15 protein-coding genes and 5 pseudogenes are annotated in these 22,874 nt (G+C 61.4%); 10 read left to right on the forward strand and 10 right to left on the reverse strand.

The genetic code is table 11. The annotated features are described in order from the left end of the window. Positions 1-356: 356 nt before the first annotated feature. The gene (locus tag J1C56_RS05115) at positions 357-1,094 is read left to right on the forward strand and encodes a response regulator (protein ID WP_214386560.1); all 738 of its coding nucleotides are present in this window, start codon (positions 357-359) and stop codon (positions 1,092-1,094) included. Here the strand turns inward: J1C56_RS05115 and J1C56_RS05120 are convergent. The 3 genes from J1C56_RS05120 to dusA form a co-directional block, all read right to left on the reverse strand. Further along, positions 1,091-2,281, reverse strand: a complete 1,191-nt coding sequence (locus J1C56_RS05120) for a sensor histidine kinase (RefSeq protein ID WP_214386562.1) — start codon at positions 2,279-2,281, stop codon at positions 1,091-1,093. The two genes, J1C56_RS05115 and J1C56_RS05120, sit on opposite strands and share 4 nt — an antisense overlap. Beyond that, complete coding sequence (locus tag J1C56_RS05125) at positions 2,278-4,911, reverse strand: ATP-binding protein (RefSeq protein WP_214386564.1); 2,634 nt, start codon at positions 4,909-4,911, stop codon at positions 2,278-2,280. Before J1C56_RS05125 ends, J1C56_RS05120 begins: the two co-directional genes overlap by 4 nt. 288 nt (positions 4,912-5,199) lie before the next feature. After that, positions 5,200-6,195 carry a tRNA dihydrouridine(20/20a) synthase DusA gene (gene dusA / locus J1C56_RS05130; RefSeq protein WP_214386566.1) on the reverse strand — a complete coding sequence of 332 codons (996 nt, stop codon included), beginning with the start codon at positions 6,193-6,195 and terminating at the stop codon, positions 5,200-5,202. Positions 6,196-6,309: 114 nt separating this feature from the next. On the opposite strand from dusA, the gene J1C56_RS05135 reads away from it, so the two are divergent. From J1C56_RS05135 to J1C56_RS32780, 3 genes and pseudogenes are all read left to right on the forward strand, one after another. Then, positions 6,310-7,371, forward strand: a complete 1,062-nt coding sequence (locus J1C56_RS05135) for a tyrosine-type recombinase/integrase (RefSeq protein WP_214386568.1) — start codon at positions 6,310-6,312, stop codon at positions 7,369-7,371. Between the two features lie 45 nt (positions 7,372-7,416). Further along, a pseudogene (locus tag J1C56_RS32775) lies at positions 7,417-7,602 on the forward strand (ATP-binding cassette domain-containing protein); the annotation flags it as partial. A 56-nt stretch (positions 7,603-7,658) separates the two neighbouring features. Continuing rightward, a pseudogene (locus J1C56_RS32780) lies at positions 7,659-7,800 on the forward strand (phosphoketolase family protein); the annotation flags it as partial. 544 nt (positions 7,801-8,344) lie between these two features. Here J1C56_RS32780 and J1C56_RS32785 read toward each other — a convergent pair. Beyond that, positions 8,345-8,446: pseudogene (locus tag J1C56_RS32785) on the reverse strand (nucleotidyl transferase AbiEii/AbiGii toxin family protein); the annotation flags it as partial. A gap of 763 nt (positions 8,447-9,209) precedes the next feature. Here J1C56_RS32785 and J1C56_RS33415 point away from each other — a divergent pair. Both J1C56_RS33415 and J1C56_RS05150 read left to right on the forward strand, forming a co-directional pair. Next, a pseudogene (locus tag J1C56_RS33415) lies at positions 9,210-9,401 on the forward strand (hypothetical protein); the annotation flags it as partial. A 47-nt stretch (positions 9,402-9,448) separates the two neighbouring features. Next, positions 9,449-9,724, forward strand: a pseudogene (locus J1C56_RS05150) (3-methyl-2-oxobutanoate hydroxymethyltransferase); the annotation flags it as partial. Between the two features lie 39 nt (positions 9,725-9,763). On the opposite strand, the gene J1C56_RS05155 reads toward J1C56_RS05150, so the two are convergent. From J1C56_RS05155 to J1C56_RS05175, 5 genes are all read right to left on the reverse strand, one after another. Next, positions 9,764-11,398 (reverse strand): GNAT family N-acetyltransferase, encoded by a 1,635-nt coding sequence (locus tag J1C56_RS05155; RefSeq protein WP_246591124.1) that lies wholly within the window; start codon positions 11,396-11,398, stop codon positions 9,764-9,766. A gap of 20 nt (positions 11,399-11,418) precedes the next feature. After that, positions 11,419-12,762, reverse strand: coding sequence for an HlyD family type I secretion periplasmic adaptor subunit (locus J1C56_RS05160; RefSeq protein WP_214386572.1), 1,344 nt, complete (start codon positions 12,760-12,762; stop codon positions 11,419-11,421). Positions 12,763-12,774: 12 nt separating this feature from the next. After that, positions 12,775-14,631, reverse strand: a complete 1,857-nt coding sequence (locus J1C56_RS05165; RefSeq protein WP_246591125.1) for a type I secretion system permease/ATPase — start codon at positions 14,629-14,631, stop codon at positions 12,775-12,777. Positions 14,632-15,276: 645 nt separating this feature from the next. After that, positions 15,277-17,322: a type I secretion protein gene (locus tag J1C56_RS05170; RefSeq protein ID WP_214386576.1), complete on the reverse strand. Its 2,046-nt coding sequence runs from the start codon at positions 17,320-17,322 to the stop codon at positions 15,277-15,279. Between the two features lie 141 nt (positions 17,323-17,463). After that, positions 17,464-19,263, reverse strand: coding sequence for a hypothetical protein (locus J1C56_RS05175; protein WP_214386578.1), 1,800 nt, complete (start codon positions 19,261-19,263; stop codon positions 17,464-17,466). An 804-nt stretch (positions 19,264-20,067) separates the two neighbouring features. Between J1C56_RS05175 and J1C56_RS05180 the strand changes: the two genes are divergently transcribed. From J1C56_RS05180 to J1C56_RS05190, 3 genes are read left to right on the forward strand one after another with little or no spacing between them, the layout of a single operon-like run. Continuing rightward, positions 20,068-20,922 carry a helix-turn-helix transcriptional regulator gene (locus J1C56_RS05180; protein WP_246591126.1) on the forward strand — a complete coding sequence of 285 codons (855 nt, stop codon included), beginning with the start codon at positions 20,068-20,070 and terminating at the stop codon, positions 20,920-20,922. Further along, positions 20,919-21,191, forward strand: a complete 273-nt coding sequence (locus tag J1C56_RS33595) for a hypothetical protein (protein WP_214386580.1) — start codon at positions 20,919-20,921, stop codon at positions 21,189-21,191. The genes J1C56_RS05180 and J1C56_RS33595 overlap by 4 nt, the downstream gene beginning before the upstream one ends. Positions 21,192-21,218: 27 nt before the next feature. Continuing rightward, positions 21,219-21,662 (forward strand): hypothetical protein, encoded by a 444-nt coding sequence (locus tag J1C56_RS05190; protein ID WP_214386715.1) that lies wholly within the window; start codon positions 21,219-21,221, stop codon positions 21,660-21,662. A 27-nt stretch (positions 21,663-21,689) separates the two neighbouring features. On the opposite strand, the gene J1C56_RS05195 is transcribed toward J1C56_RS05190, so the two are convergent. Continuing rightward, entirely contained in the window at positions 21,690-22,247 is a 558-nt protein-coding gene (locus tag J1C56_RS05195; protein ID WP_420797359.1) for a transglutaminase-like cysteine peptidase, read from the reverse strand. 185 nt (positions 22,248-22,432) lie between these two features. Here J1C56_RS05195 and J1C56_RS05200 point away from each other — a divergent pair. Continuing rightward, positions 22,433-22,874 (forward strand): hypothetical protein (locus J1C56_RS05200; protein WP_214386584.1); only part of this gene is annotated, 442 nt, incomplete at its 3' end.

Here is a 22,874-nt window from a genome sequence, read left to right on the forward strand (position 1 = left end):
CTCCTCAATTGCCGGCTTTGTAGGAGGGTTGGCTTGCGCGCCTTCCTCGTCCTTGCGCCGAGTAACGCGATGCAACCCGACACAGCCGTGCGAGGCCAAGCTAGGTGCGGCTTGTAATCGCCATGCATCGGAAACCTGCCTGCCATGTAATTTTTTGTAACCAAACGGCTTGTGTCAGTGCCCGCCAAACGCAACAACCCCGAAATTTTAGATATAACTTTCAGATTGTTAGAGAGACCCACCGACAGGCGGCTGATGCCAGCCGCCGTCCGCGCGCGGACAAGCGACGCTGACCGCGACCAATGGCCACCTTCCCGTCTCGACCGGGCCCACGAATTGCGATTATCGTAGCGGCCATGACAGTTGCCGACCCCAAATCACGCATTCTCATTGTCGATGACGATCGTCGGCTGTGCAGCTTTCTGGAAAAATTCCTGACGAGCGAAAGTTACGCCATCGTCAGTGCCCATGACGGGCGTTCGATGCGGCGCGCGCTGGCCGATGAGGCGTTCGATCTCGTCATCCTCGATCTCGGTTTTCCTGTCGGTGAGGACGGCGTAACCCTGGCACGCAGTATGCGCTCGCAATACGACCTGCCGCTGATCATGCTTTCGGGCAAGAACACTACAATCGACAAGGTCGTCTGCCTCGAATTGGGAGCCGACGACTACATCACCAAGCCTTTCGAGCCGCGCGAGCTTCTGGCGCGCGTGCGGACGGTGATGCGACGCTTTGCCAAGCGCATCAACCTGCCCGAACCGGCTGAGGCCGATCGCTCGGCTGCCGTCTGTTTCGATGGTTGGCGGCTCGATCCAGCGCGTTACAAGCTGTCGTCGCCGAACGGCGAAAACGTGCGGCTTACCAGCCAGGAATTCCAGATCCTGTCTGCGCTGGTCGAACGGCGCGGCCGCATACTGTCGCGCGAGCAGATCCTCGACATCGTCGCCAACCGCAACTGGACGCCCTATGACCGCAGCATCGACGTGCTGATCGGCAAGATACGCCGCAAGTTGCACGACAATGCGCGCGACACGCAGCTCATCAAGACCATTCGCGGCGTCGGCTACATGTTCGCCCCTCAGGGCCGGGACTAAGGCGCGCGCGGCAGATAGAGGTTGATCCGGGTGCCCTCGTCCGGCTTGCTGGAAATGCCGAGGCGGCCGCCTGACTGGCGCACGAACCCATCGACCATCGGCAGGCCGAGACCACTGCCTTTCCCCGCAGGCTTGGTGCTGAACAGCGGTTCGAGCGCCCGGCGGCGCACCGCAACCGGCATGCCGTGTCCGGTGTCGATGACCGAAATGACGACATACTGACCGGGCAACAGGCCCGAGGCGACGCGGGCGTCGTCGGGCCGGACGACAAAGTTGCAGGCCTCGAACCGAAGCTTGCCGCCGTCGGGCATCGCATCGCGTGCGTTGAGCGCAAGATTGAGCAGGCTGGTTTCCAACTGGGTCGGATGAACCTCCACCTCATGCAGGTCGTCCGCCAATTCCAGCGAGAGGCTGACCTTGTCGTCCAGCGTCCGGCCCAATACGCGCATCAGGTCCGGCAGCGCTTTGCCCAGGTCGACGCGGACCGTATCGCCTCCCTCCTGCCGGCCGAAATTGAGCAGGCGCGTCGTCAGATCCGTACCCGCCTTCACCGCATCCAGCGCATCGTCGACCATCTGCGCCAGCTGGGGCTCGGTCCGCACATGCTCCTGCAGCCAGCGCAGATTGCCCAGCAGGACAGCCAGGATGTTGTTGAAATCGTGTGCGATGCCACCGGTCAGCTGCCCCATCGCCTCGATGCGCTGCATCTGGCCAAGTCGCTCGGCGACCAGGCGCTTTTCTTCCATCAGGCGGGTGCGCTCGAAGCAGCGCTCCAGGGTCGCCAACAGGTCGGCGCTGTAGAAAGGCTTGCACAAATAGTCATAGGCGCCGGCCTGCAACGCCTCCACCGCCGTCTCGACCGAGGCATAGGCCGTGACCATGAGACAAACGAGATCGGGGCTTTGCTGACGAAAAGCCCGGACCAGTTCGACGCCATTGCCGACACCCAACCGCACGTCGACAAGGGCAACCGCCGGCTGGTGCAAGGCCAGCGCGCGCTGCGCCGACAACGGATCATGCGCGATGATCGCCTGGTAGCCTTCAAGTTCAAGCAATCCGGCGAGGCTCGCGGCAAAGTCCTCGTCATCGTCGACGATGAGGACCCTCTTCTTCTCGACCGGGTCCGCTCCGTGCGGGACGACATCGTCGCCGATGAAATCAGTCTGCAGGTCTGTCTGGTCGGTCATGACGAACCAGCGCCTGCCCGCGGCAGCACGATAGATACGCGCGTGCCAGCGCCTTGCTCGCTGTCGATCAGCACCGAGCCGCCATGTTGCTCGACGATGCGCTTGACCAGCGGCATGCCCAATCCGACGCCGAACGCCTTGGTGCTGAACAGCGGCTCGAACACCCGTGCCGCCGTCTCGCGCGACATGCCGGCGCCATTGTCGGCAACGCAGATGATGGCGTTATCGCCTTCGCAACGCGTGGAGACAACAATCGCCGCGTCATCCGCCGTCTCGCAAGCCTGCAGCGCATTGGCCAGGACGTTGGAGAACGCCTGCCGCAACCGCTCGCCGTCGGCCGATACTCTGCATCCGGCGGCGAGATCCAGCTGTATCGGCCGCGTGGCGTCCTGCTCGGCGACATGCTGGGCCACCCATCGGTCGATCAGGATCGGCGTGACGACCAAAGCGTGCTTGCGCGAGAAATCCAGCAGGTCCTCGATGATCCGCACGCAGCGCCAGGCGTTGCGCTGCAGCCGTTGCAACTCGTTGAGCACTGGTTCGTCGGCGTTCTTCAGCGAGCGGCGCAACACGTCGGCTGACGTTACCAACGTGCCCAGCGGGTTGCGCAGCTCGTGGCTGACGGTTGCCGTGATCTGGCCGATGGCGGCAAGGCGCTCGTTGCTCGCCAGGTCCCTTTGGGTCTGCCGCAACTTTTCCAGCGAGGCGACAAGATCGCGCTCGGCAAGTTCGCGGCTCTCCTGCGACAGCACGATCCACCATGCGCCGATACCCAGCAGCGGCAGCAGCGCGAGGAAGACCCGCAGGAGCAGCGGGCCGCTGGCCAGATGTGGCTGTTCCGACCCCGGCTCGATGAGCCGAAAGGTAAGCAGGAACACGCCGCCCGTAATCACCGCCAAGGTAAACAAGACACCTACCACCTTGAGCAGACGCTGTCCCATATGAGGGGCGATCTTGTCGCGTATGTGAGGCAGCGCCCGCCCGAAATACCGCGACCGCGATGTTTCCAGAACACCGACCGGTGCCTTGCACACGTCGTGACAATGGGAATCGAGGCTGCAGCACAACGAGCAGATCGGCTGCTCGTAGAAGGTGCAATGCACCATGTCGGAACGTTCGTAGGTGACGCCGCAGATAGCGCACAAATTGGCGTCCGGTATGGTTGCCGGCAACTGGACTGGTTGGCGCGCCAGATAGTATCGCCCCTTGGTCGCAACACCGATTGCCACCGCACTTGTGAGTGCCGTGACAAAGGCGATCGGCGCGGCATAGGCCTGCGCCATGACGCCTGAGGTACCGGAGAAGCACAACAAGGCGACGAACGACGCCAACGCCATTGAACCGCAGCCGACGGGATTGAAATTGTAGAGATAGGCGCGCTTGAACTCGGGAAACGCCGGACTGACCCGAAGCGGCTTCAGGATGGCGAGGTCTGCGAAGATCGAGCCGATCCAGGCGGCTGCGATGATCGAATAGACCGCCAGCACCAGCTCCAGCGTCTGGAAGATGCCGAGCAGCATCAAGAGCAGCGAGATCAGGATGTTGAACACCAGCCAGACGACCCGCCCGGGATGGTAGTGGGTGACGCGCGAGAAGAAATTGGACCATGCCAGCGAGCCGGCATAGGCATTGGTGACGTTGATCTTGACCTGCGAGATCAGCACGAAGATCGCGGCCAGGGCGAGCACGACGCGCGGATCGGCGCTCACATACTCGTAGGCGATGATGTACATGTGGATGGGTTCGAGCGCAGTCGAGCGCGACAGGCCTGCCTGGATAGCGAGCACCGCCAGCAGGCTGCCGCACAAAATCTTGAAGCCGCCGACGATGATCCAGCCCGGGCCTGCGGCAATCACCGCCGCCCACCAGCGGAAACGGTTCTCGCGGGTCTTGTCGGGCAGGAAGCGCAGATAGTCGACCTGCTCACCGATCTGGATCGACAGCGCGCACAAAACGCCAATGGCCGAGCCGAATGCGAGGAAGTTGAACCCCTCACCCACGATATCGCTGCCAACGAAAGCCGCCCATTCGTCGAGCGTGTCGGGATGAGCAAACAGGATGTAGGCGAACGGCGCCAGATGCATGGCGATCCAGATCGGCTGCGACAGGAGCTGGAGCTTGCTGATCAGTGTCACGCCCATGAACGTGATCGGGATGATGACCACCGAGGAGATGACATAGCCCAACACCAGCGGCACATCGGCAAACAGGTTGAGCGCCTGCGCCATGATCACCCCTTCGAGGGCGAAGAATATGAAGGTGAATGTAGCGTAGATCAGCGAGGTGATGGTCGAGCCGACATAACCAAAACCCGCACCTCGGGTAAGCAGGTCCATGTCGATGTTGTAGCGGCTGGAATAATAGGCAATCGGCAGGCTTGTCAGGAAAATAAACAGGCAGGTCACAAGGATGGCGGGAAAGGCATTGGCGAAGCCATAGCTGAGCGTGATCGCGCCGCCGATTGCTTCCAGGGCCAGAAACGAGATTCCGCCAAGCGCCGTGTTGGCAATGACGAAGGGAGACCAGCGGCGAAACGACCGCGCCGCATAGCGCAGCGAATAATCTTCCAGCGTCTCGTTGGCGATCCAGGAGTGATAGGATCGCAAAGCCGGCAATTGCGGCGTTTCCATCAAGCGCTGCTCCCATGCGCGATGGCCCGACCAAGCAATCGGCACATGAAACCGCCCCTCCTCGAAAATGCTCCCGGCCAAATGATCACACAAACCAAATGGCGAGGCCAGCCCGCAATGCCCGGTTGGAACGCGAGGACGTGCCCTTCGGCGCAACGACGCGTGGTCGTTCGGCGTCCCGGGCGCCCGCGCCCGGATTCGAATTCACCCGTCTGCGAGGGCGGCTGACCGCTGGTGTTGAATGTTGGACGCGCCCAGTGGCCGCGATCACAACATTGCTGGTCGAGCCTACGCTGCTTCGCTGCGGCTCGTGAGGTCGACGGCGGCGAAGGCATCGCGCAGCACCTGCGGCCCGGCACCCGGCTTGTTGGCGTCGGTCGACAGTATCTGGCGGTAGCGCCGCGCGCCGGCGAGGCCATGGAACAATCCGACCATGTGGCGGCTGACATGGCCAAGACGTCCGCCGGCGGCGATATGCCTGCCGGCATAATCGGCCATGATCTCTATCAGCGCGGCGAAATCGAAATCTGGAGGCGTTGCCTCTTGCAGCGTCGCGTCGACACCGGTCAGAACGCCAGGTGTGTGGTAGGCCGCGCGGCCAAGCATCACACCATCGACATGCCGGAGATGCGCGCGCGTTTCCTCGAGCGTCAGGATGCCGCCATTGATGCCGATGAACTGGTCGGGAATCCTCGCCTTCAAGCGATAGACGCGCGCGTAGTCGAGCGGCGGGATATCACGGTTTTCCTTGGGGCTCAGCCCCTCGAGCCAGGCCTTGCGGGCATGCACCCACAACGCATCGGCACCGGCTGCAAAGACGCCATCGGCAAGCACATCGAGCGCCGGCTCGGGATCCTGATCATCGACGCCGATGCGGCACTTGACCGTGACCGGGATTTTCACCGCATCCTTCATCGCCGCGACGCCTTCGGCGACGAGACCGGGCGTTTTCATCAGGCAGGCACCGAACGTACCCGACTGCACGCGGTCCGAAGGGCAGCCGACATTGAGGTTGATCTCGTCATAGCCAAACGCCTCGCCGATGCGCGCGGCCTCTGCCAGCTTGGCGGGATCGGAGCCGCCCAGTTGCAGGGCAACGGGATGCTCGCAGGCGTCGAAACCGAGCAGCCGCTCACGCGCGCCATGGATGACCGCGTCGGCTACGACCATTTCGGTGTAGAGCAGCGCCTTGCGCGTCAGCTGGCGATGGAAGAAACGGCAATGCCGGTCAGTCCAGTCCATCATGGGCGCAATGGCCAGTCTATGTTCTTGATATTCCATCATTTTCTTAGTAGTCTCAGTTAGTTAGGTCGCACCGAGTGCACACGAATTTACGCCACATTGCGACGCTTTTCGCCACCGTTCGACGGCTGAGTGCACACGGAGCGCACACGAAAAATGGCCAGTTTCACAAAACTCCATTCCGGCTCCTGGCGCGTTCAAGTTCGTCGCAAGGGCCGTTACGTCAGCGAGACCTTCTTGCGGCGAGACGATGCCCGACGCTGGGCCCTTGAGGCGGAGCGCCAGATTGATCGTGGCGAAACGCCAAATCAGTCGCGCATCGCGCGCCTCAAAACCTTCGGCGATCTCATCGACCTTCATATCGACGACATGTGTGACGTCGGCAAGCCCCCTCGACGCTCGAAAGCTGCGACTCTGGATATGCTGAAGCGTCAGCTTGGAAAGTGCAACATGGCGGCGCTCGATCGCGAGCGGCTCATTCGGTTCGGCCGCGATCGAGCGGCAAAAGGTGCAGGCCCTGCTACCCTCGGCATCGACATTGGCACTATCAAGCTCATTCTGTCTCACGCGGCCGCAGTTCACGGCCTACCCGTTACAATCGAGGCCGTAGACCTCGCCCGCATTGCTTTGAAACAGCTAGGTCTGGTTGGCAAAGGGCAGGAGCGCGACCGTCGTCCGACCCAGGATGAACTTGACCGGTTGATCTCGCATTTCGACGCAAACCCGCGTCAGATCGCGCCAATTGGCCGAATCATCCGCTTCGCTGTTGCTACCGCAATGCGCCAAGAGGAAATCTGCACGGTGCGTTGGTCGGATCTGGAATGTCGCACCCGGATGCTTCTCATCCGTGACCGGAAGGATCCCCGAAACAAGCAGGGAAACAACCAGCGCATTCCGCTTTTCGCTGCATGCGGATACGACGCATGGGCCATCGTGGAGGAGCAGCGCGCCTGCCGAAGTAACAACGATGATCGGATTTTCCCATTCAATGGCAGATCAGTCGGCACAGCTTTTCGTCGCGGATGCGCCGACCTGAGTATCCACGACCTTCACTTCCACGACTTGCGACACGAAGGCACAAGCCGACTTTTCGAGGCCGGATTCACAATCGAGCAAGTTGCACTCGTTACCGGGCACAAGGACTGGAAGATGCTGAAGCGGTATACGCACCTAAAGCCAGAAGCCCTCCACGCTCTACTTGCAGCCCGCGCCGCATGAGTTTGGGATCCGTTCAGGCGTGGGAGTGCGGTAGTTTCGCGGTCGATGACACAGCAGCAAGTCCAGGCAATTCGCGTGCGGGGCTTGGAGAAGTCGTACGAACTGCATGTGTTGCGCGGCGTGGACTTCGACGTGGCACGCGGCAGTATCTTTGCACTGCTCGGTTCGAACGGGGCGGGCAAGACAACGGCGGCGAAAATCCTGTCCACTCGGCTCAGGGCGGACGATGGCGCGGCCAGTATCGACGGCTTCGATGTCGCCCCGCAACCGGCGAACGTGCGAGAGGCCATCAGTACGATGCTGCTTTCGACAATCCCGATCTCGTCGTCGCCTGCGTCATCGGCGACGGCGAGGCAGAAGCCGGCAAGCTCGCTGCCTCCTGGCATTCGAACAAGTTCCTGCACCCGGCACATGACGGCGTCGTGCTGGCAACCGCAGAAACGGGGCAGCCGGCCGTGATCGCCTGCTCGGTCCTGAAGCGGAGTTACAGGGATTTCCTGATGCAGCTACTGGGAACGTCCAGTTTTTGTTCCTGCACGGGGCAAAAGACCTGATCAATTCAAGGCTGCTTGCCCGCAGAGATCACGTTGCGCCGGCCTCCCTTCTTGAAAGCCAATTCCAAGTCTTGGAACCTCTTGCCGCCGATGGGCAATCGATCCGGCTGGATACTGCCAAGGAACCAGCAGCGATCGTAGCCGAGGCAGTCGCTGCGCTCGGCCCGTAGCTTGTAGCACGCTCCGAAGCCTTACGATCTTAGGGCGTCGCTGGTATTCCCCTAGGCCGTCCACCCGAAAGCGTCTTCGATTTCGTGCAGGGCATCACCGCCGTCGCGCGTGACAAAACCCACTCTATTGTTTAAGCAGCATATAACTCACTGAAATCGCTAGCAAATACTTTCTGACGACGCTCAAACTCCGACGATCGAGCCGTCAAAAAGTTACGCTATTGATTTTAAATAGAAAATCACCATAAAAACGGTCTCTCGCGCATAGCCCCGCAGCCGGGGCCTGGGAAAGTCCAACATGGAGGGATAGTCCAGTTCCTCGGCGCCAGGCTCCAGCGCATCACATGCCCCTCTCTGCGGGGATCAACTCCGAGATGCTGGCGGAAGCGAATTCCCCTCCCCTTTCCGTCAATATCACAGGGCAGCTCCGAAAGATTGCTCGACGACGAAGCCGAACGCGGCATCAGAACCTGGGCATCGCCATCCGATATTGCCCGGCTTCTGCTAATGCGACGCGTTCCGAGATACCCCTCTCGCGATCTCGAACTTTGGCGCTTTAGGGTGCTTGTGTGATCATTAGGGATCTCGATGATATCCTTGCTGCAGAGCAGGAGAGCCTGCCTACGCCGGCACGTCCGATCGTATCACTCCACCTGCGCCCAGCCCTGCTGGCCGGGGTCGAGCATGAAGGTCCGGAGATTTTCCGAATGTTGCGCGGTCACATGATGTGCGGCAACAGAGAGCGCTTCAGTAGCCTTGCCGAGAAAATCTCTGCACAAGCAAACCGGAACCGAACGTTCTCCCAGATGCAGTTAATTTTAGAATCTGACGCCCACGATTCTCACAATCAATGCGACGCTCGAACCAAACTAACACATTCTTACAATTAGATGCCAAGCGACATGTGTTCTTGCGCAAATTTTCAGACGGCCGATAGACGAGAGCTCAGCGTGTTTCCGCCGGAAAAGATGAAAGCGGCCAAAGCAGCGCGCCTCACGTTACAACACCTCGACCGTCACCATTTGGGCGGCCTTCTTACCGTCGAAAGCGCCATTCCAGTGGGCATGGGTACGGATCCTCGACTGCCGATGTTGTTGCCTCGTTACGCGCTGTCGCTGATGCCTTCGAGATGCAGCTTCGGCCCTCGGTCGTCTGCCGCCTTGCGGTCGCTGCCGAGCGAGCCAGTGACGCCATAGCTTTTGAGGACCAAGCCGTTTTATTTGCGCAGCGCGAAGGCAGTTATTACTATTCATTTGAGGCGAGTAGAAGGATTAAGCCAGAGCATGCTGTCCTACGTTGCGAATAATTTAAGCCATGAGGCCACTTCGGTCTTGCATCATGGATACAGGTCCCGCGGAGCGAACCTCGCTGGTGTTGGTCTCGATGGGCGCGCCGGCTGCGACGCGCAATATCTGTTTGCCGAGGATGTGCTCGGGCTCAATCGTGGCCTACCTACCCCATGCCAAGGTCTATCGCAACCTTGCCGCCGAGTATGATCGTATCCAGCAGGAGCGGATTGCCGCGTTCAAGGGATATGCCGCCGACATCGCCAACGGCGCCTATCCGGCGGCCAGCCACATGGTCGGCATCGACGCTGACGAGATGCGTTTCCTGCGGCGGCAGGCGTAGCCGCCGGCCGCATTTGCCCTCGACCTTTTGATCAACCGCTTACAGCGCGCTGACAAGCTGTTGTGCCACCTTCGGCTGCGGGTTGAGCATGATGTAACTTGGCCGGGTTTCCCGCTTGACGCGCGCCAGCATCGCCCTGGCCTTGACCAGCAGTGTGTCGTCGCGCGACGCCGCTTCGAGTTTGTGTTGAAGCGCTTCCAGCGTGTCGATGGCTTCTTCGCTGCGGTCAAGCGCGGCGAGGCTCTTGGCCAGCGAGAACTCGGCGGCCGCGAAGTCTGGCGCAAGCGACAGCACTTTGCGGAACGCATCCGCTGCCTCGATGTGCCGAGACAATGCCTGCAGTTCCATTCCCATTCTGAGCCACGCCTTGGATGACGTCGGTACCGAGGTTGCAAGCGTTTGGAAGTGTGCCAACGCTTCGCGGTGGTCGCCCTTGGCCGCCAGCAACTGGCCGATGCCATAGAGCGCGCGGGAATGGTTGGAGTCGGTGGCAAGGATCTGGCGGTAACCGTTCTCCGCTCGCGCCAGTTGGCCCTGCTGGTGGAAGCGCGTGACCTCGGAGAAGATGCCGTGGAGCGAGCGGGGATCGAGACGGTCACCGTTATTGCGGCCGCTCTTGGTATGGATCATCGCGCAGTTGATCTTGCTCTCGGTTACGCCGAAGGCGAACTTGTAGGGCTCGTCGCCGCGCAGGAAATCATAGGTCGTGAAGCCGTTTTCGATGGCCAGCTTGATGCAGTGGCCATGCAAGATCAGGCCGGCGGGGATGGAGGTCACCGCCTCGTCACGGCCGGCCATGAAGAACAGCAAGGCCTTCTTGACCGGGTCGACGAAGATGGCAAGCGCGCCCAGCGGCCGGTCGCCTTGCCACAGGACCGGCAGGAACAGCGTGCCAGCCCGGAAACTGTCTCGCAGCACGCGGCGATTGTTGTGCAGGATGGCCGCCAGCCGATCGCCCTTGCGGGCGCCCCATTTCACCCGCCAGAGCTCAAGCAGCGTGTCGATGTCGCGCTCGTAGGTGTCGGCGTCGGCGCGGGTGATGCGCAACTCGCCCGCATCGACCTTGCGCAGGAAGCGTCGAAGCTTCTGCCTGGTGTTGGTGCTGAGCACATTGTCGAGATAGCCGTCGAAGGTATCCGGCAGGGCGGCAGCAAAGCAGCGGCAGTTGTCGACATTGTCCGCCGCGTTGACGCGGCTGAACTCGCGCATCGCAAAGATGTCGCGGGAGAACTGACCGATGAAGGCGAATATGCGCTCGCGCGACATGCGCAGGTTTTCGAGGTTGAGCCGCGCCCAACCCATCTGGGCGACATGGCGGCCGAAGGCCTGCAGCGCCTTTTCGGCATGGACAGGATCGCAAATGGCGCCGGTGTAGTCGGCGGCATTGTTGCCGGCCATGTTGATCTCGTTGAAAAACAGGCCGGTCTTGCCGCTCATGCGGGTGCGCATGCGCATCGGCATCAGCGCCACATAGGGTGATCCGGGGCTGCCGAGGCGCGCGGCGAGCACGAACCAGGCGCCCTTGTAAAAGCGCATGTAAGGCACCAGCCAGTTCCACGAGGTGAAGAACTGCGCCTCCGGGTCAGCCTTGTAAAGGCGTTCCCAGTCCTGCTGCAGCTTCGCCAGCGTATCGAGATCGGTAATGACGTCGACCTGCATTTGTGTCCCCCTCATCGTCATGGCTTCCCCCTCGTTCAGCGCTCCATGAATGCGCGCGACATGCTGTCGGCGATCGGCTTGGTCAGATACCTGAAGAAAGTCCGCTCCTCGGTCTGGACCAGCACCTCCGCCGGCATCCCGGGCGTCGGCGTGAAGCCATGAACCCGCGCGATCTGGTCCGGCGCCAGGCTAACGCGAGCGACATAGACTTCGCGCGCCACTGGACCTGATGTGTCGGGCAGGGCGTCGGCGGACACATAGATCACCTGGCCCTCGAGCACCGGCGTGGTGCGGCGATTGAGAGCGGTGAGTTGCACCGTCGCGTTCTGGCCGACACGGACACTGTCGATGTCGGTGCGAGAGATCAGTGCCTCGATTACCAACGGCACGTCTGACGGCAGGATCTCGACGATGGGCTTACCGCTTTCGATGACGCCGCCGGCGGTGTGGTAATACATGCGCACGATGGTGCCAGCGACAGGCGCGTTGATGGTCACACGGCTGAGGATGCTCTTGGCCTGGCGAAGCTGCTCGCGGATCGTATCGAGGTCGCCTTCAAGGTTCTGCAACTGCTCGAGCGCGACCTGCTTGTAGGCTTCCTCTGTCTGCTTGATCTGCTGGTCGAGCTTGATGATCTCGGCGCCGATCTCGGAACCCTGGGCGGCGAGGCGACCGATCTGTCCCTCGGCATCGGCCATGGCGCGCTGGATCGCCTTTATTTCGGTGGCCCTGAGCAGGCCCTTGTCGAGCAGGGACTTCTTGCCGGTATATTCTTCCTTCATCAAAGCCAGCTGCCGTTGCACCGCATCGTGCTGTTGCTGATAGCCTTCGGCACGGTAGCGATAGGCGGCGATGTTTTGTTTCAACAGCCCGATCTCGCTCTGAAGCTTGCCGCGTGCGGCGGTGAAATTCAGCTGCTGACCGTCGACGATCGGCTTGATCTCCGGATCCTGGATGTTGTCGCTGACGTTGCTGGGGAAGGAGATTTCAGGCGCGCCGCTGATCTCGGCATTCAACCGTGCGGCGATGGCGTCGAGGCGTACCTGGCGCAGGAAGAGCTGGCGCTCGCTGGCTTGCGCCGCCGTTTCGTCAAGGCGGACCAGCGGCTGGTCGTAGCGTACGCGATCACCTTCGCTGACCAGCAGTTCCTTGATGATGCCGCCTTCCAGATGCTGGACGATCTTGTTCTGGCCAGCGGCGGCGAACGAACCCTGTGCGATGATGGCTGCGGCGAGCGGAGCGGTGAGAGCCCAGGTGCCGAAACCGCCGAAGGTGAGCACGATGAGCAACAGGCCGATCTTAGTCTGCTTACCGATCGAGCGCGGCACATCGGCGTACCATTCGAGATCGTGGACCTTTACGATTGCCGTGTCGCTCATGACATTGTCCCCTCAAGGAATCTGATGGCCGAACGAGCCGCCCTCGATGCTCAACCCGCGTTGGGCAAGCGCCTGGAGTACGTCCTGTCGCTGACCGAACAAGGCCACCGTTCCGTTGACCAGCAGCAGGATCTTGTCGACGCTGTGCAGCAGTGCCGGCCGCTGCGTGATGGTGATGACGGTGATCTTGTTTTCCTTCGCGTGCTGAAGCGCACGGGCAAGCGCTGCGTCGCCGGCAGCGTCGAGATTTGAATTCGGCTCGTCCAGTACCACCATGCGCGGATTGCCGAAGAAGGCGCGGGCGAGCGCGATGCGCTGCTTCTGGCCGCCCGATAGTGGTGCGCCATCGGCGGCGACGAAGGTTTCGTAGCCATGCGGCAAGGTGGCGATCATCTCGTGTACGTCCGCCAATTGGGCCGCCTCGTAGATCTGGGCGTCGGTCGCATCCTCGCGCATGCGGCCGATATTTGCCTTGATCGAGGCCGGGAACAGCTGGACGTCCTGGGGCAGGTAGCCGATGTTTTCGCCGAACTGGCGCTGGTCCCAGTTGCGCAGGTCCATCAGGTCGAGGCGCACATTGCCTGAAGTCGGCAGGATCGAACCAACCAGCATCTTGCCGAGCGTGGTCTTGCCGGCGCCTGAATTGCCGATGATGGCAAGAGAGTCGCCCGGAGCGAGTGCGAAGGTGATGCCGTTGAGCACGACACGCTTGGTGCCTTGCGGCACAAACAGCAGCCGCTCGACATCGAGCCGGCCTTCCGGGCGGGGAAGGTTGAGCCGCTCGAAATTGAGCGGCGACGTCTGCAGCAGGCTGGCGATGCGGCCATAGGCGGAGCGTGACTGCACAACCTGGTTCCAGCCCTCGATGGCGCCTTCGATCGGGCCTAGCGCACGGCCGGCGATGATCGAGGCGGCGATCACCATGCCGCCACTCAGATGGCCATCGAGCGCGAGATACGCACCCCAGCCGAGCATGGTGACCTGGGTCAGCAGCCGGACTGCCTTGGACATCGCGGCGAAAGCGATGTTGCGGTCCTGTGCGAGGACCTGCGCCCTGAGCGAGCCGGCTGTGTCCTTGCCCCAGATGCGGACAGCCTCCGGGATCATGGCGAGTGCGTTGATGATCTGCGAATTCCGCGACATCGAGTCGAGATGCAGGTTGGCCTTGCTCTGGAACGAATTGGCTTCGCTGAACGAGGCAGCCGTCGAGCGCTGGTTGATGATGGTGATCACGAGCAACAGCAACGCCGATGTGACGACGATGAAGCCGAGATGCGGATGCACAAGAAACACGGCAAGCACGAACAATGGAGCAAGCGGCGCATCCAGCAGCGACAGCAAGGTGCCCGAGACAAGGAATGAGCGCAGTTGCCCCAGGTCGCCGAGCGTCTGGTATTCGCGGCCGTTGCTGTGGAGCGCGGCACGCGCCGCAGCACTCAGGATCGGCGCACCAAGCTGGGCGGCAACCTCGACGGCGGTCCGCATCAGGATGAAGCGACGGATTGCGTCGAACATCGCCTGGAGGATCACCGCGCCGACAATCACGATCGTCAGCATGACCAGCGTGTCGACCGAGCGGCTGGTCAGTACTCGATCGGAGATCTGGAAGAGATAGAGCGGTATCGCGAGCACCAGCACGTTGCTGGCCAGCGTGAACAGCATGACGATCAACAGGTTGCGCTTGACGACACTGAGACCGGTCTTGAGCGAGGCGGAGAAATCCACCGGTCCGAGGCGCTTGTGGAAGACGCCGCCACTGTCGATATCGCCGCCGTTCGGGCCCTTGGCCTCGGGCAGTTTTTCCCTTGCCCTGATCGGACCATTGTCGGCGTCGATCACCTTGCCGACCGGCATCGACGTATCCTTCATTTCAGGCTTGGCCGGCCCTTGCGGCTCGCTTACCCGCATGTCGGGAGACACGGGCGCCGAAGCCGTGGCGGCTGTCGGGCGTGGCGGCTCATTCGATGCTGATCTGGCCTGAGGAGCCGCAGCCTGAGGAGCCGCAGCCTGAGGAGCCGCGGCCTCAGGTTGGGGCGCGGCAATGGGTGCCTCCGGAGTTGCACGCGCGGTCTGTTGAGGCCGCGTGCCCGGTGCTTCGGCGGGGGCAGACGCTGGGGGGCGTTGAGCCGTAGCGTTCCGCTCCGGAGGTATGATCGAAGGCTCAGTCGGCCTTCCGGATGGTTGTTGCGCATGCGCCGTTGAGGCGGCCGCGGGAGATGCAGGATTTGGAGCCGGAGCGCTGGTCGATACGCGCTCTACCGATGCAGCAGGCGTGTCACTGGCAGCGTCGTGCAGTTCACCGACGACGTTATCGATGTATCGCTCAAGCCGGTCGAGTGCCTGCTCCTGGGGAGCTACGGCATGCGACAATCTCGCTTGCGGGACGGGCTTGATTTCGGGCGAACGCGGACGCGCCGGCGAACTGTCCTGGCTGTCGCCGTCGTCCGGTACGTTCTGAAAGGCACTCCAGCCTTGATCGCGGTCGTCGTTCATCCTGAGCCCCTCTAAAACTGCTTACCCCAGCATATGCTGCATGACGTCGGACGATCCGGAATCTGCGGCTTGCGGTGTGATGTTGTTGCCTTGGGCAGCGTCGCCGGTGTCGTCGCCACTGCCGTCATCGAGGAAAGCGACGGCTTCGTTGACGAGTATGTCGGGGTCCTGCCCACCCAGGTCCGGTTCGCTCGAGACGAGGTTGGCCTGGATCAGGATCTCGTCGGAATAGGCGTCGCCGCCGACGTAAATCTTGGAAGCGCCGTCGACGTCGACGATCGTCGCGTCGTTGACCAGCTGGTTGCCGCCGGTCGTGATCGTCCATTCCGCGTCGGGGTTGGCGACCATCTGGTTCATGGCAAGCGCAACCTGGTCGCTGTCGCCCATCACGGTTGTCTGCTTGATGTACTGCAGATTGTAGATATCGCCGGAGATGTAGAGCACGCGCAGTATGCCGATGCCGGCGAATGCGGCGTCCTGAAGAATTGAAGTCGGCAATTCCTTGTTGCCCGCCGCGAGATCGCCTGCCGCCGTGTCGTAGCCATCGGGCAACGGCTCGGTGGTGCCAGCACCGACATTGATGATGCTCGCCTGGTTCCACAGCAGGTTGCCGCCCGTCGAGGCGGAGCCTTGACCAGTCGTTTCGAAGCCGTCGACGGCACCGATCATGTCGTTGTCAATCAACAGGTTGAGCTGGCTGATGATGCTGGCATCGTAGACGTTGCCGCCGACAATGATGAGGTCGTAGTAGTTGCCCAACTCGTACAGGCTAAGGCCGTTGAACGCGGTGTTGTCGCCGGTCGAAACGACCGACTGCACGCCGGATGACGAGGCGATGACAATGTCATTGTCCATGACAAATGCATACTGCTCGATCCAATTCATCATGATGAGGTCGCCCGAAATTTCGGTGACCACGTAGTAGGCCGGAAAACCGGCAGGGGGAGGCGCGGCCTCGCCGCCGCTGTCGGCGGAGGGGTCGATGTGCTTGAACATCGCGATGTTGAAGCTCTGGTTTTCGCCACCAGGATCGAACGGCCAGCCGCCGACCGCCGAGCCGACGCTGTCGACATCGCACGTGCCGTTGATCTGGACGATCGCGTTGAGCGAGATATGGTCGCCCATGACGGCCATGACCTCTGCCGTGACCCACTCGTTGACCACCACGGCGTTGTTGATGACGGTGTTGCCGCCCGTGGTGATCTCGACGCTCGGGTTCACCGTGCCGTCGCCCCATCCGTCCATGAAATCGCTGGAATCAGGAGGAGTGTCGATGTCGAGCGGGCCATCCGGCCCTGCTTCTTCCTCATCGTCGTCCTGATCCTTCAGGAAATTGACGTAGTCCTCCATCTTGGGGACGTCGGCCTCGTCGACCAACTGGCCGTTGAGATAGGTGCCTTCCAGGGTTTCGCCCTTTGTGGTGAAAACGTCGGCATTGCCATGACCGTCGGCACTGAAGGCGTTGAGCCGCACTGAGGCAGTCGTCACGAAGGTGGCCATGTCTTCGGTCGTGCCTGGTAGTGTCAGGTCGTCGATCGGCGACAGGTCGGCTGCGGCCTGTTGCAACTCGTCCAGCGAGCTATTGTCCAGCGCTGCCGGCGTAAACTTCAGTCCGCTGCCGCCGAAACCGACATAGTCGTCGTCGGACAGTCGGATTTCCTGATTGATGATGGCGGCCAAATCGCCTGGCGGCTCGATCTGAGGCAGGACGACGCCGCCCGACCCGACCGTCGTGCCGTCGGGAAGGCGGGTGAAATTGTGGAGGAATGGTCCGTCGGGGACCGGTATGTCAGGAGCGGCGAAAGCAACCTTCGACCAGACCGTGATCTGCTCGATCTCGGGCCTCAGCCCCAGATACGGCACATTCGGATCGAAATCCTTGAGGGTGTGGGACGCGTCGACCTTGATGGCGACGGTTTGCGGATCCGGAAGCTGCTCTTCGGCCTTTTGGGTCGCTCTGAACCCATCGTAGGCCTGCTTCTGTCGCGCTTCCTCGACGTTCGTCTCAAACAGCCCGACGAAATGGGCTATCGCTTCAGAGACCTTGTCCAAATAAACGGAATTCATCTGCCTAGCCTCCGCCCTTTGCGAACGGAACGGCAGCGCCTAGGCGCTCCCGCCGGTCGCATTTGAGGACTGCGCGGAGAACTCCGCGCAGTCCGTTTCGTTTGGCTGTTGGTCGCAAATCATTCGACCAGCTTCAGACGATCAGGCGTTGTCGTCTTCGCCTGTCAGCGTCTCGGTGAAGTTGCCACCCACGACGGTCATGTCGACCGTATTGCCTTGCAGGTTGGCACCCATCACGATCTGCTGGTTGAAGGCACTGGTGTCGATGATGGCGTCGGCGCTGGCGTTGCTTTCGCCAGTGACGTAGCCGTCGTCGCCGTTGCTCGATCCCCAGCTGCCGCCTGCGCCACCCGCGCCACCGGCTCCGCCAGTCGCTGCGCCGACCGTGCCGCCGCCGCCGCCGCCGCCAGCCCAGGCTGCGCCGCCAGTTGCGTTTCCGCCGGTGCCGTCGGCCCAGGCACCGCTCAGCGCGCTGCCGCCGTCGCCGTCGCCGTAGGCCCATGCGCCACCGCTGGTGCTTGCGCCGCCAGTTGCTGCGCCGGCCGTTGCGGATCCACCGGTGCCTGCGCCGCCGCCGCCGCCGCCGCCGCCATTGCCTTCGCCTTCGCCTTCACCTTCGCCGTAACCGACGCCGGCGCCGAGGCCGAAGCCGAGAGCATCGCCGGTATCGCCATTGGCATCGCCAGCATTAGCCTTGGCGTCGCCGCTGTCAGCGTCAGCGTTGCCGGAGTCGGCGTCGCCGCCGCGTCCGCTGTCGGCATCGGCATTGCCGCCGTCGCCCTTGGCATCGCCACCTTCACCGAAGTTCAGGATCGGAAGGATTGGCACGAATGCGTCGATGCCGTCGCCGCCGTCGCCCTTGGCGTCGCCGCCTTCGGTGTCGTCGATGTCGCCACCGTTGCCAGCATCAGCCTTGCCGGAGTCGGCATCGGCGTCGCCGCTGTCGGCCTTGGCATTGCCGCCATCGCCCTTGGCATCGCCCGAGTCACCGTCGCCCGCGCCGAGGCCAAGTCCAGCTCCGAGGCCGAGACCGAGACCGAGCCCGAGGCCGGTGCCGCCGTCGCCACCCCTGCCGCCGTCGCCCTTGCCGCCGTCAGCGTCGGTGTCGGCGCTGCCGCCCTTGCTGTCGCCGCCATCGGCCTTGGTGTCGCCCTTGGCGTCGCCGCCGTCGGCGTCGCTATCGGCGTCGCCGCCTTCGCCCTTGCCGCCGTCAGCTTCGCCGCCCTTGGCGTCGCCGCCGTCGCCGCCATCGGCTTCGCCGGCCTTGGCGTCGCCGCCGCCGCCACCGCCGCCGTCGGCATTGATGCCTTCTTCAGCAGAGGCGCTGCCGCCCTTGGCGTCGAACTCTTGCTTGAAGTCGCCGTCGTTCTTGACGGTGGCTTCTTCGAGCTTGTCGTTATCGACCATGTCGGCGGTCTGGTTGATGACGAAGCCGTTGCTGTTGGCGCCGGTCAGCGAGCCGTTCAGGATGTCCTTGAAGTTGATGTCGTCGCCTGGATCGTAATTGACGTCGCCGTCCTTGCTGAAGAGGACGTCACCCTTGATGTTGCCGTCGATGTCGGCGAAATCGTTGTCTTCCTTGTAGTCGCCGAGACGGCCGTCGAGCTCGACATCGACGTCGACGTCGACTTCAACCTTGGTCTCGTTCTTGTTTTCGTTGGTGTTCTCGTTCTTGGACTCGTTCTTGTTCTCGTTTTCGTTCTCGGACTTGTTCTCGTTCTCGTTCTTGGATTCGTTCTCGTTCTTGTTTTCCGACTCGTTCTTATTTTCGTTCTCGTTCTCGGACTTGTTCTCGTTTTCGTTCTTATTCTCGTTTTCGGATTCGTTCTTGTTCTCGTTTTCGTTCTTGTTTTCGTTCTCGCTGTCGCCGCCCAGTTCAATTTCGTTGCCGATGAACTGCAGGCCAAACGCGTTGAGATTGTTGCTGTTACGATCAGACATCGTCTTGTCCTTGGTTAGGACCGCGATCGCTGGACCGTTCTCATCTTTCACACGGTCTTGGGGTCACGCGGGCTGTGTCTATTTTCCACTACTGAAGATGGAATTGGCTGGATCGTCAGGCCGAGGGGACTGGTGGCCATTGATCCCGCATCGTTATTGACTGGCCGATACCTCCCTTGTTGTGCGGGCGGGGTTCGGAGTCTTCACAATGACGTGAACGTCATGCCGTTTCTAAACGGCATTGGATGTTCAATTTTGAAGCCCCGGATACGCCATGCCCATGGTGGCGGAACCAACAAAGTCTGTGGCCGTGGCCGTGAAATTGTAAGCCAACAGTTAGCGCTAGGCTGTTTGAGCAATTTAGCGAGCTAGAGCTCGCGAGATGATCTAGCTAATGCCGTCAAATGAATCGACATTTCTGTCTCAAGCAGCGCACCGTGTGGGCAAAAATGTCCCCAAACGCTCGATAGAGCGAGCTATGTCGCCTGATCACCACAGCGTTCGTTTCCTTTAGGCCCGGCGTCAGTCCTCAAACGCGACCAAGCCTAGACCCACAACCTGTCAGAAACCGTCCAGGCCATTCTGTCGGCCGGGTTCGAAGGTGCTGCGCGCTCCACACTAAGCGCTGAAGTTCAAACGCCCCGAGAATTCATCGTCTTAGCGCATCATTCCAGCCGCCGGTTGCTCGGCGAAACGGGGTTCACTCCTAGACTTCGCATACTACCGGAGGGACTAGATCACAGCATCCGATAGCTAATTTTGCTTATACCGTGCCGTAAACAGGCAGTGTACGATCACCAAATAATGTTCTTTAACAAGCAGCACCTGTATTCGGTGGGAGACCTCATGTACCGAGTGGCTAGTCCCAGCGCAGGCCGCGCCAACGGATCGGACGGCTCCGCGCAAAGAACCTGCAGGACGTTACTGATCGTTGCTACGGCGGATTTCATCTCGGAGAGCCTGATCTTTGCGATCGAACGCGAGTTTCACTGGATCACCGTCGATCAGGTGCCGACGCTGGCGGACGCCTGCGTGGGCTTTGATGCCCCTGTGTCGCTGATCCTGGTCGAGGCCAACCAACTGGCGGAGATCGCATTCCAGTCCGAGCTGCTCTCTCTCCTGCATCCGTTAGCGCAGATAGTGCTGATCCAGGAAGACCGCAGGCAGGAAGTATCGATCCGCGAAGTGCTCATAGCACGCAATGTGCGTGGCGTCCTGCCGATGAACCTCAAGCTCGACGTTTGGTTGGCAGCGTTGCTCCTGGTTTTGCAGGGCGGCGAGTATTTTCCACGGTCCCTATTCGAGCCGATCGTCGAGCGGCGGCGCGCTGGGAATGCCGAGCCTATCGTCAAACTCGAAGCTCCTGCACCAAAGCAGCAGGTCGCTCAGGACGAGGCCACCGCCTATTTCAGCGAGTTGACGAAAGACGAATTGCTGACTCTGGCCATGGTTGCCCGTGGCCTGCAGAACAAGCTCATTGCAGCGGCGCGCGGGCTTTCCGAGCGCAGGGTCAATAGCCACCTGCACAACATCATTACCAAGCTCAGCGTACACAACCGCACCGAAGCAGTAGCAGTCTTTCTCAAACGGCGGGAGAGTGAGGGAGAACGACGCACGAGTGACGTGGTAGCGTCTCGCGTGCAGCAAACGTTGTCATGAGGCTGAACCCGGCCAATGGCGCGATGGAGAGCCACTCCATTCCCGACCTCATGCTGATCGCGCTCGCCCCGCTGGTGACAGCGCTGGAAGATCTGGCCGGGCGGATCAAACGGCTCGAGGTGGAGATCGCCCGCTGGCATCTAGCCGACGAGACGAGCCGTCGGCTAGAGACCATCCCCGGCTTCGGCGTCATGACCGCATCGGCCATGTCGGCGAGCATTGCCGATCCTCAATGTTGGCCTCGGGACGGGAGTTCGCCGCATGGCTAGGACTAACGCCGCGCTTGCCTATGCCTTATCGGCTATGCCGAATGTCCGGTCAAAACGGGGTGCGCTCCACTGATCGCCGGTCTTGCCAAGGTCGACAAGGAAACGGCGATCATCATCTTCCTGACGTTGAACACGACGCGTGCGCGGCTCGATCTCGTCGAGCGGCTCGCCAAGATGGCGAAGACCCCACAGGCCTGCCGCGATGCTGTGCTTTCGGTCGCCGATCAGTTGACCCACCAGGGCAATCTGCGCAACAAATACAGCCATTGCATCTATTCGTTCGACGAGACAGGTACGCGCGCCAGCACCCAGCTGATGCGCATCTTCGACAGCAAGGATACCGTCCGCTACGGCAAGAACGAAGAACTCGACGACAACGAGATGCACCGCATCTCGGCCTCGATCGAGGCGATCAGGGATATCAACCGGCAGATCTGGAAGATCGTCGAGGACAACGCGTTTCCGCATTGAACGTCGTGGTCGTATTCGTCGAAATGCTCAGGCGCCGATGCGCGTCCACCTGCCGCTTTCGGACTGAGACTGCCGCGCAAAATAGCGATAGGGCGTGCTCTTCCAGTTCCTGATGGCGCCGGTGCGATTATCCAGAATGAGATCGCCGCTGTCGGTGCGTACCGTCAACACCGTGTGTCCGGTGCCGCCATAGGTGGCGACTGTCAGCAGCAGGGTCGAGGCCGGCCAGCCGAGCTTGCGCAACTCGTTCTTCTTGAGGATGGCGATGTCTTCGCAATCCCCTACCGATGTCGGCAGTCGCCAGTCGTCGTTGCGTCCCGTGGTGGCGATGTCCTCGCGCTGCTTGATGCGCTGGTTGACCGCGGCGTTGACCTTCTTGAGGTCGTTCATTCGTGCCTCCGTGAGAGACATGGTCTTGGTCTTGCCGGCGGAGCTGCATAGTCCGGGTTGTCTAGCGCAAAAGGTGTTTGCCGCCGGCGGCGCAAAGGCGTAGCCGGCAGTGCTCATGCTTGAACCGGGAGTGGTTGACTGGCTGCAGCCAGCGGAAATCAAGGCGATCGCAAAGATCGCCGCGAATTTTTTCACCTGCTGTCCCCCTCTCAATGGGTACTAGCAGACAGCATATTAGAGCTAGATGAATCAACCCATGCGGGCGGGCTTTGCACCGATTTCAAAAGGTTGTATGATTAACAAAGTGTTTCCGAAGATCGGAACGCGTGATCATAGCGCCAGTTTGGGGACGGGCGCATTTTTTCCCTTAGGAGGAAGAAATGACGACGTACCCAACCTGCGTACGCAGGATCAAGACGATTCTGCTGGTTTCCTCGGCCCTTGCGGCAGTCAGCTTTGTTTTCCCCGCATCAGCCCAGAGCAATGTTCGGCCGCGTATGGCGGCCGCGCAATGCCAGCCACTCTCCCAGAGCAACTATGAAATGTGCTGCATCGCGCTCAATCGCAGCAGCATCATGTCGGCTGACGAGTTGGCACAATGCCCACCGCTGACGACGTCGCTTATCGCGGCTGTGCTGGCCGGCAGTGACAATGACGGCGACGACGAAGGCACCGGAAGCGACGGCGATAGTGGCGACGACGGTGACGACGGTGACGACGGTGATGACGGCGACGACGGCGACGATGATGATGACGACGATGACGATGACGATGACGATGATGACGACGACAACGGCGGCGGCGGCGGCGGCGGCGGTGGCG

The organism is Aminobacter anthyllidis (assembly GCF_018555685.1).
GTDB lineage: Bacteria > Pseudomonadota > Alphaproteobacteria > Rhizobiales > Rhizobiaceae > Aminobacter > Aminobacter anthyllidis.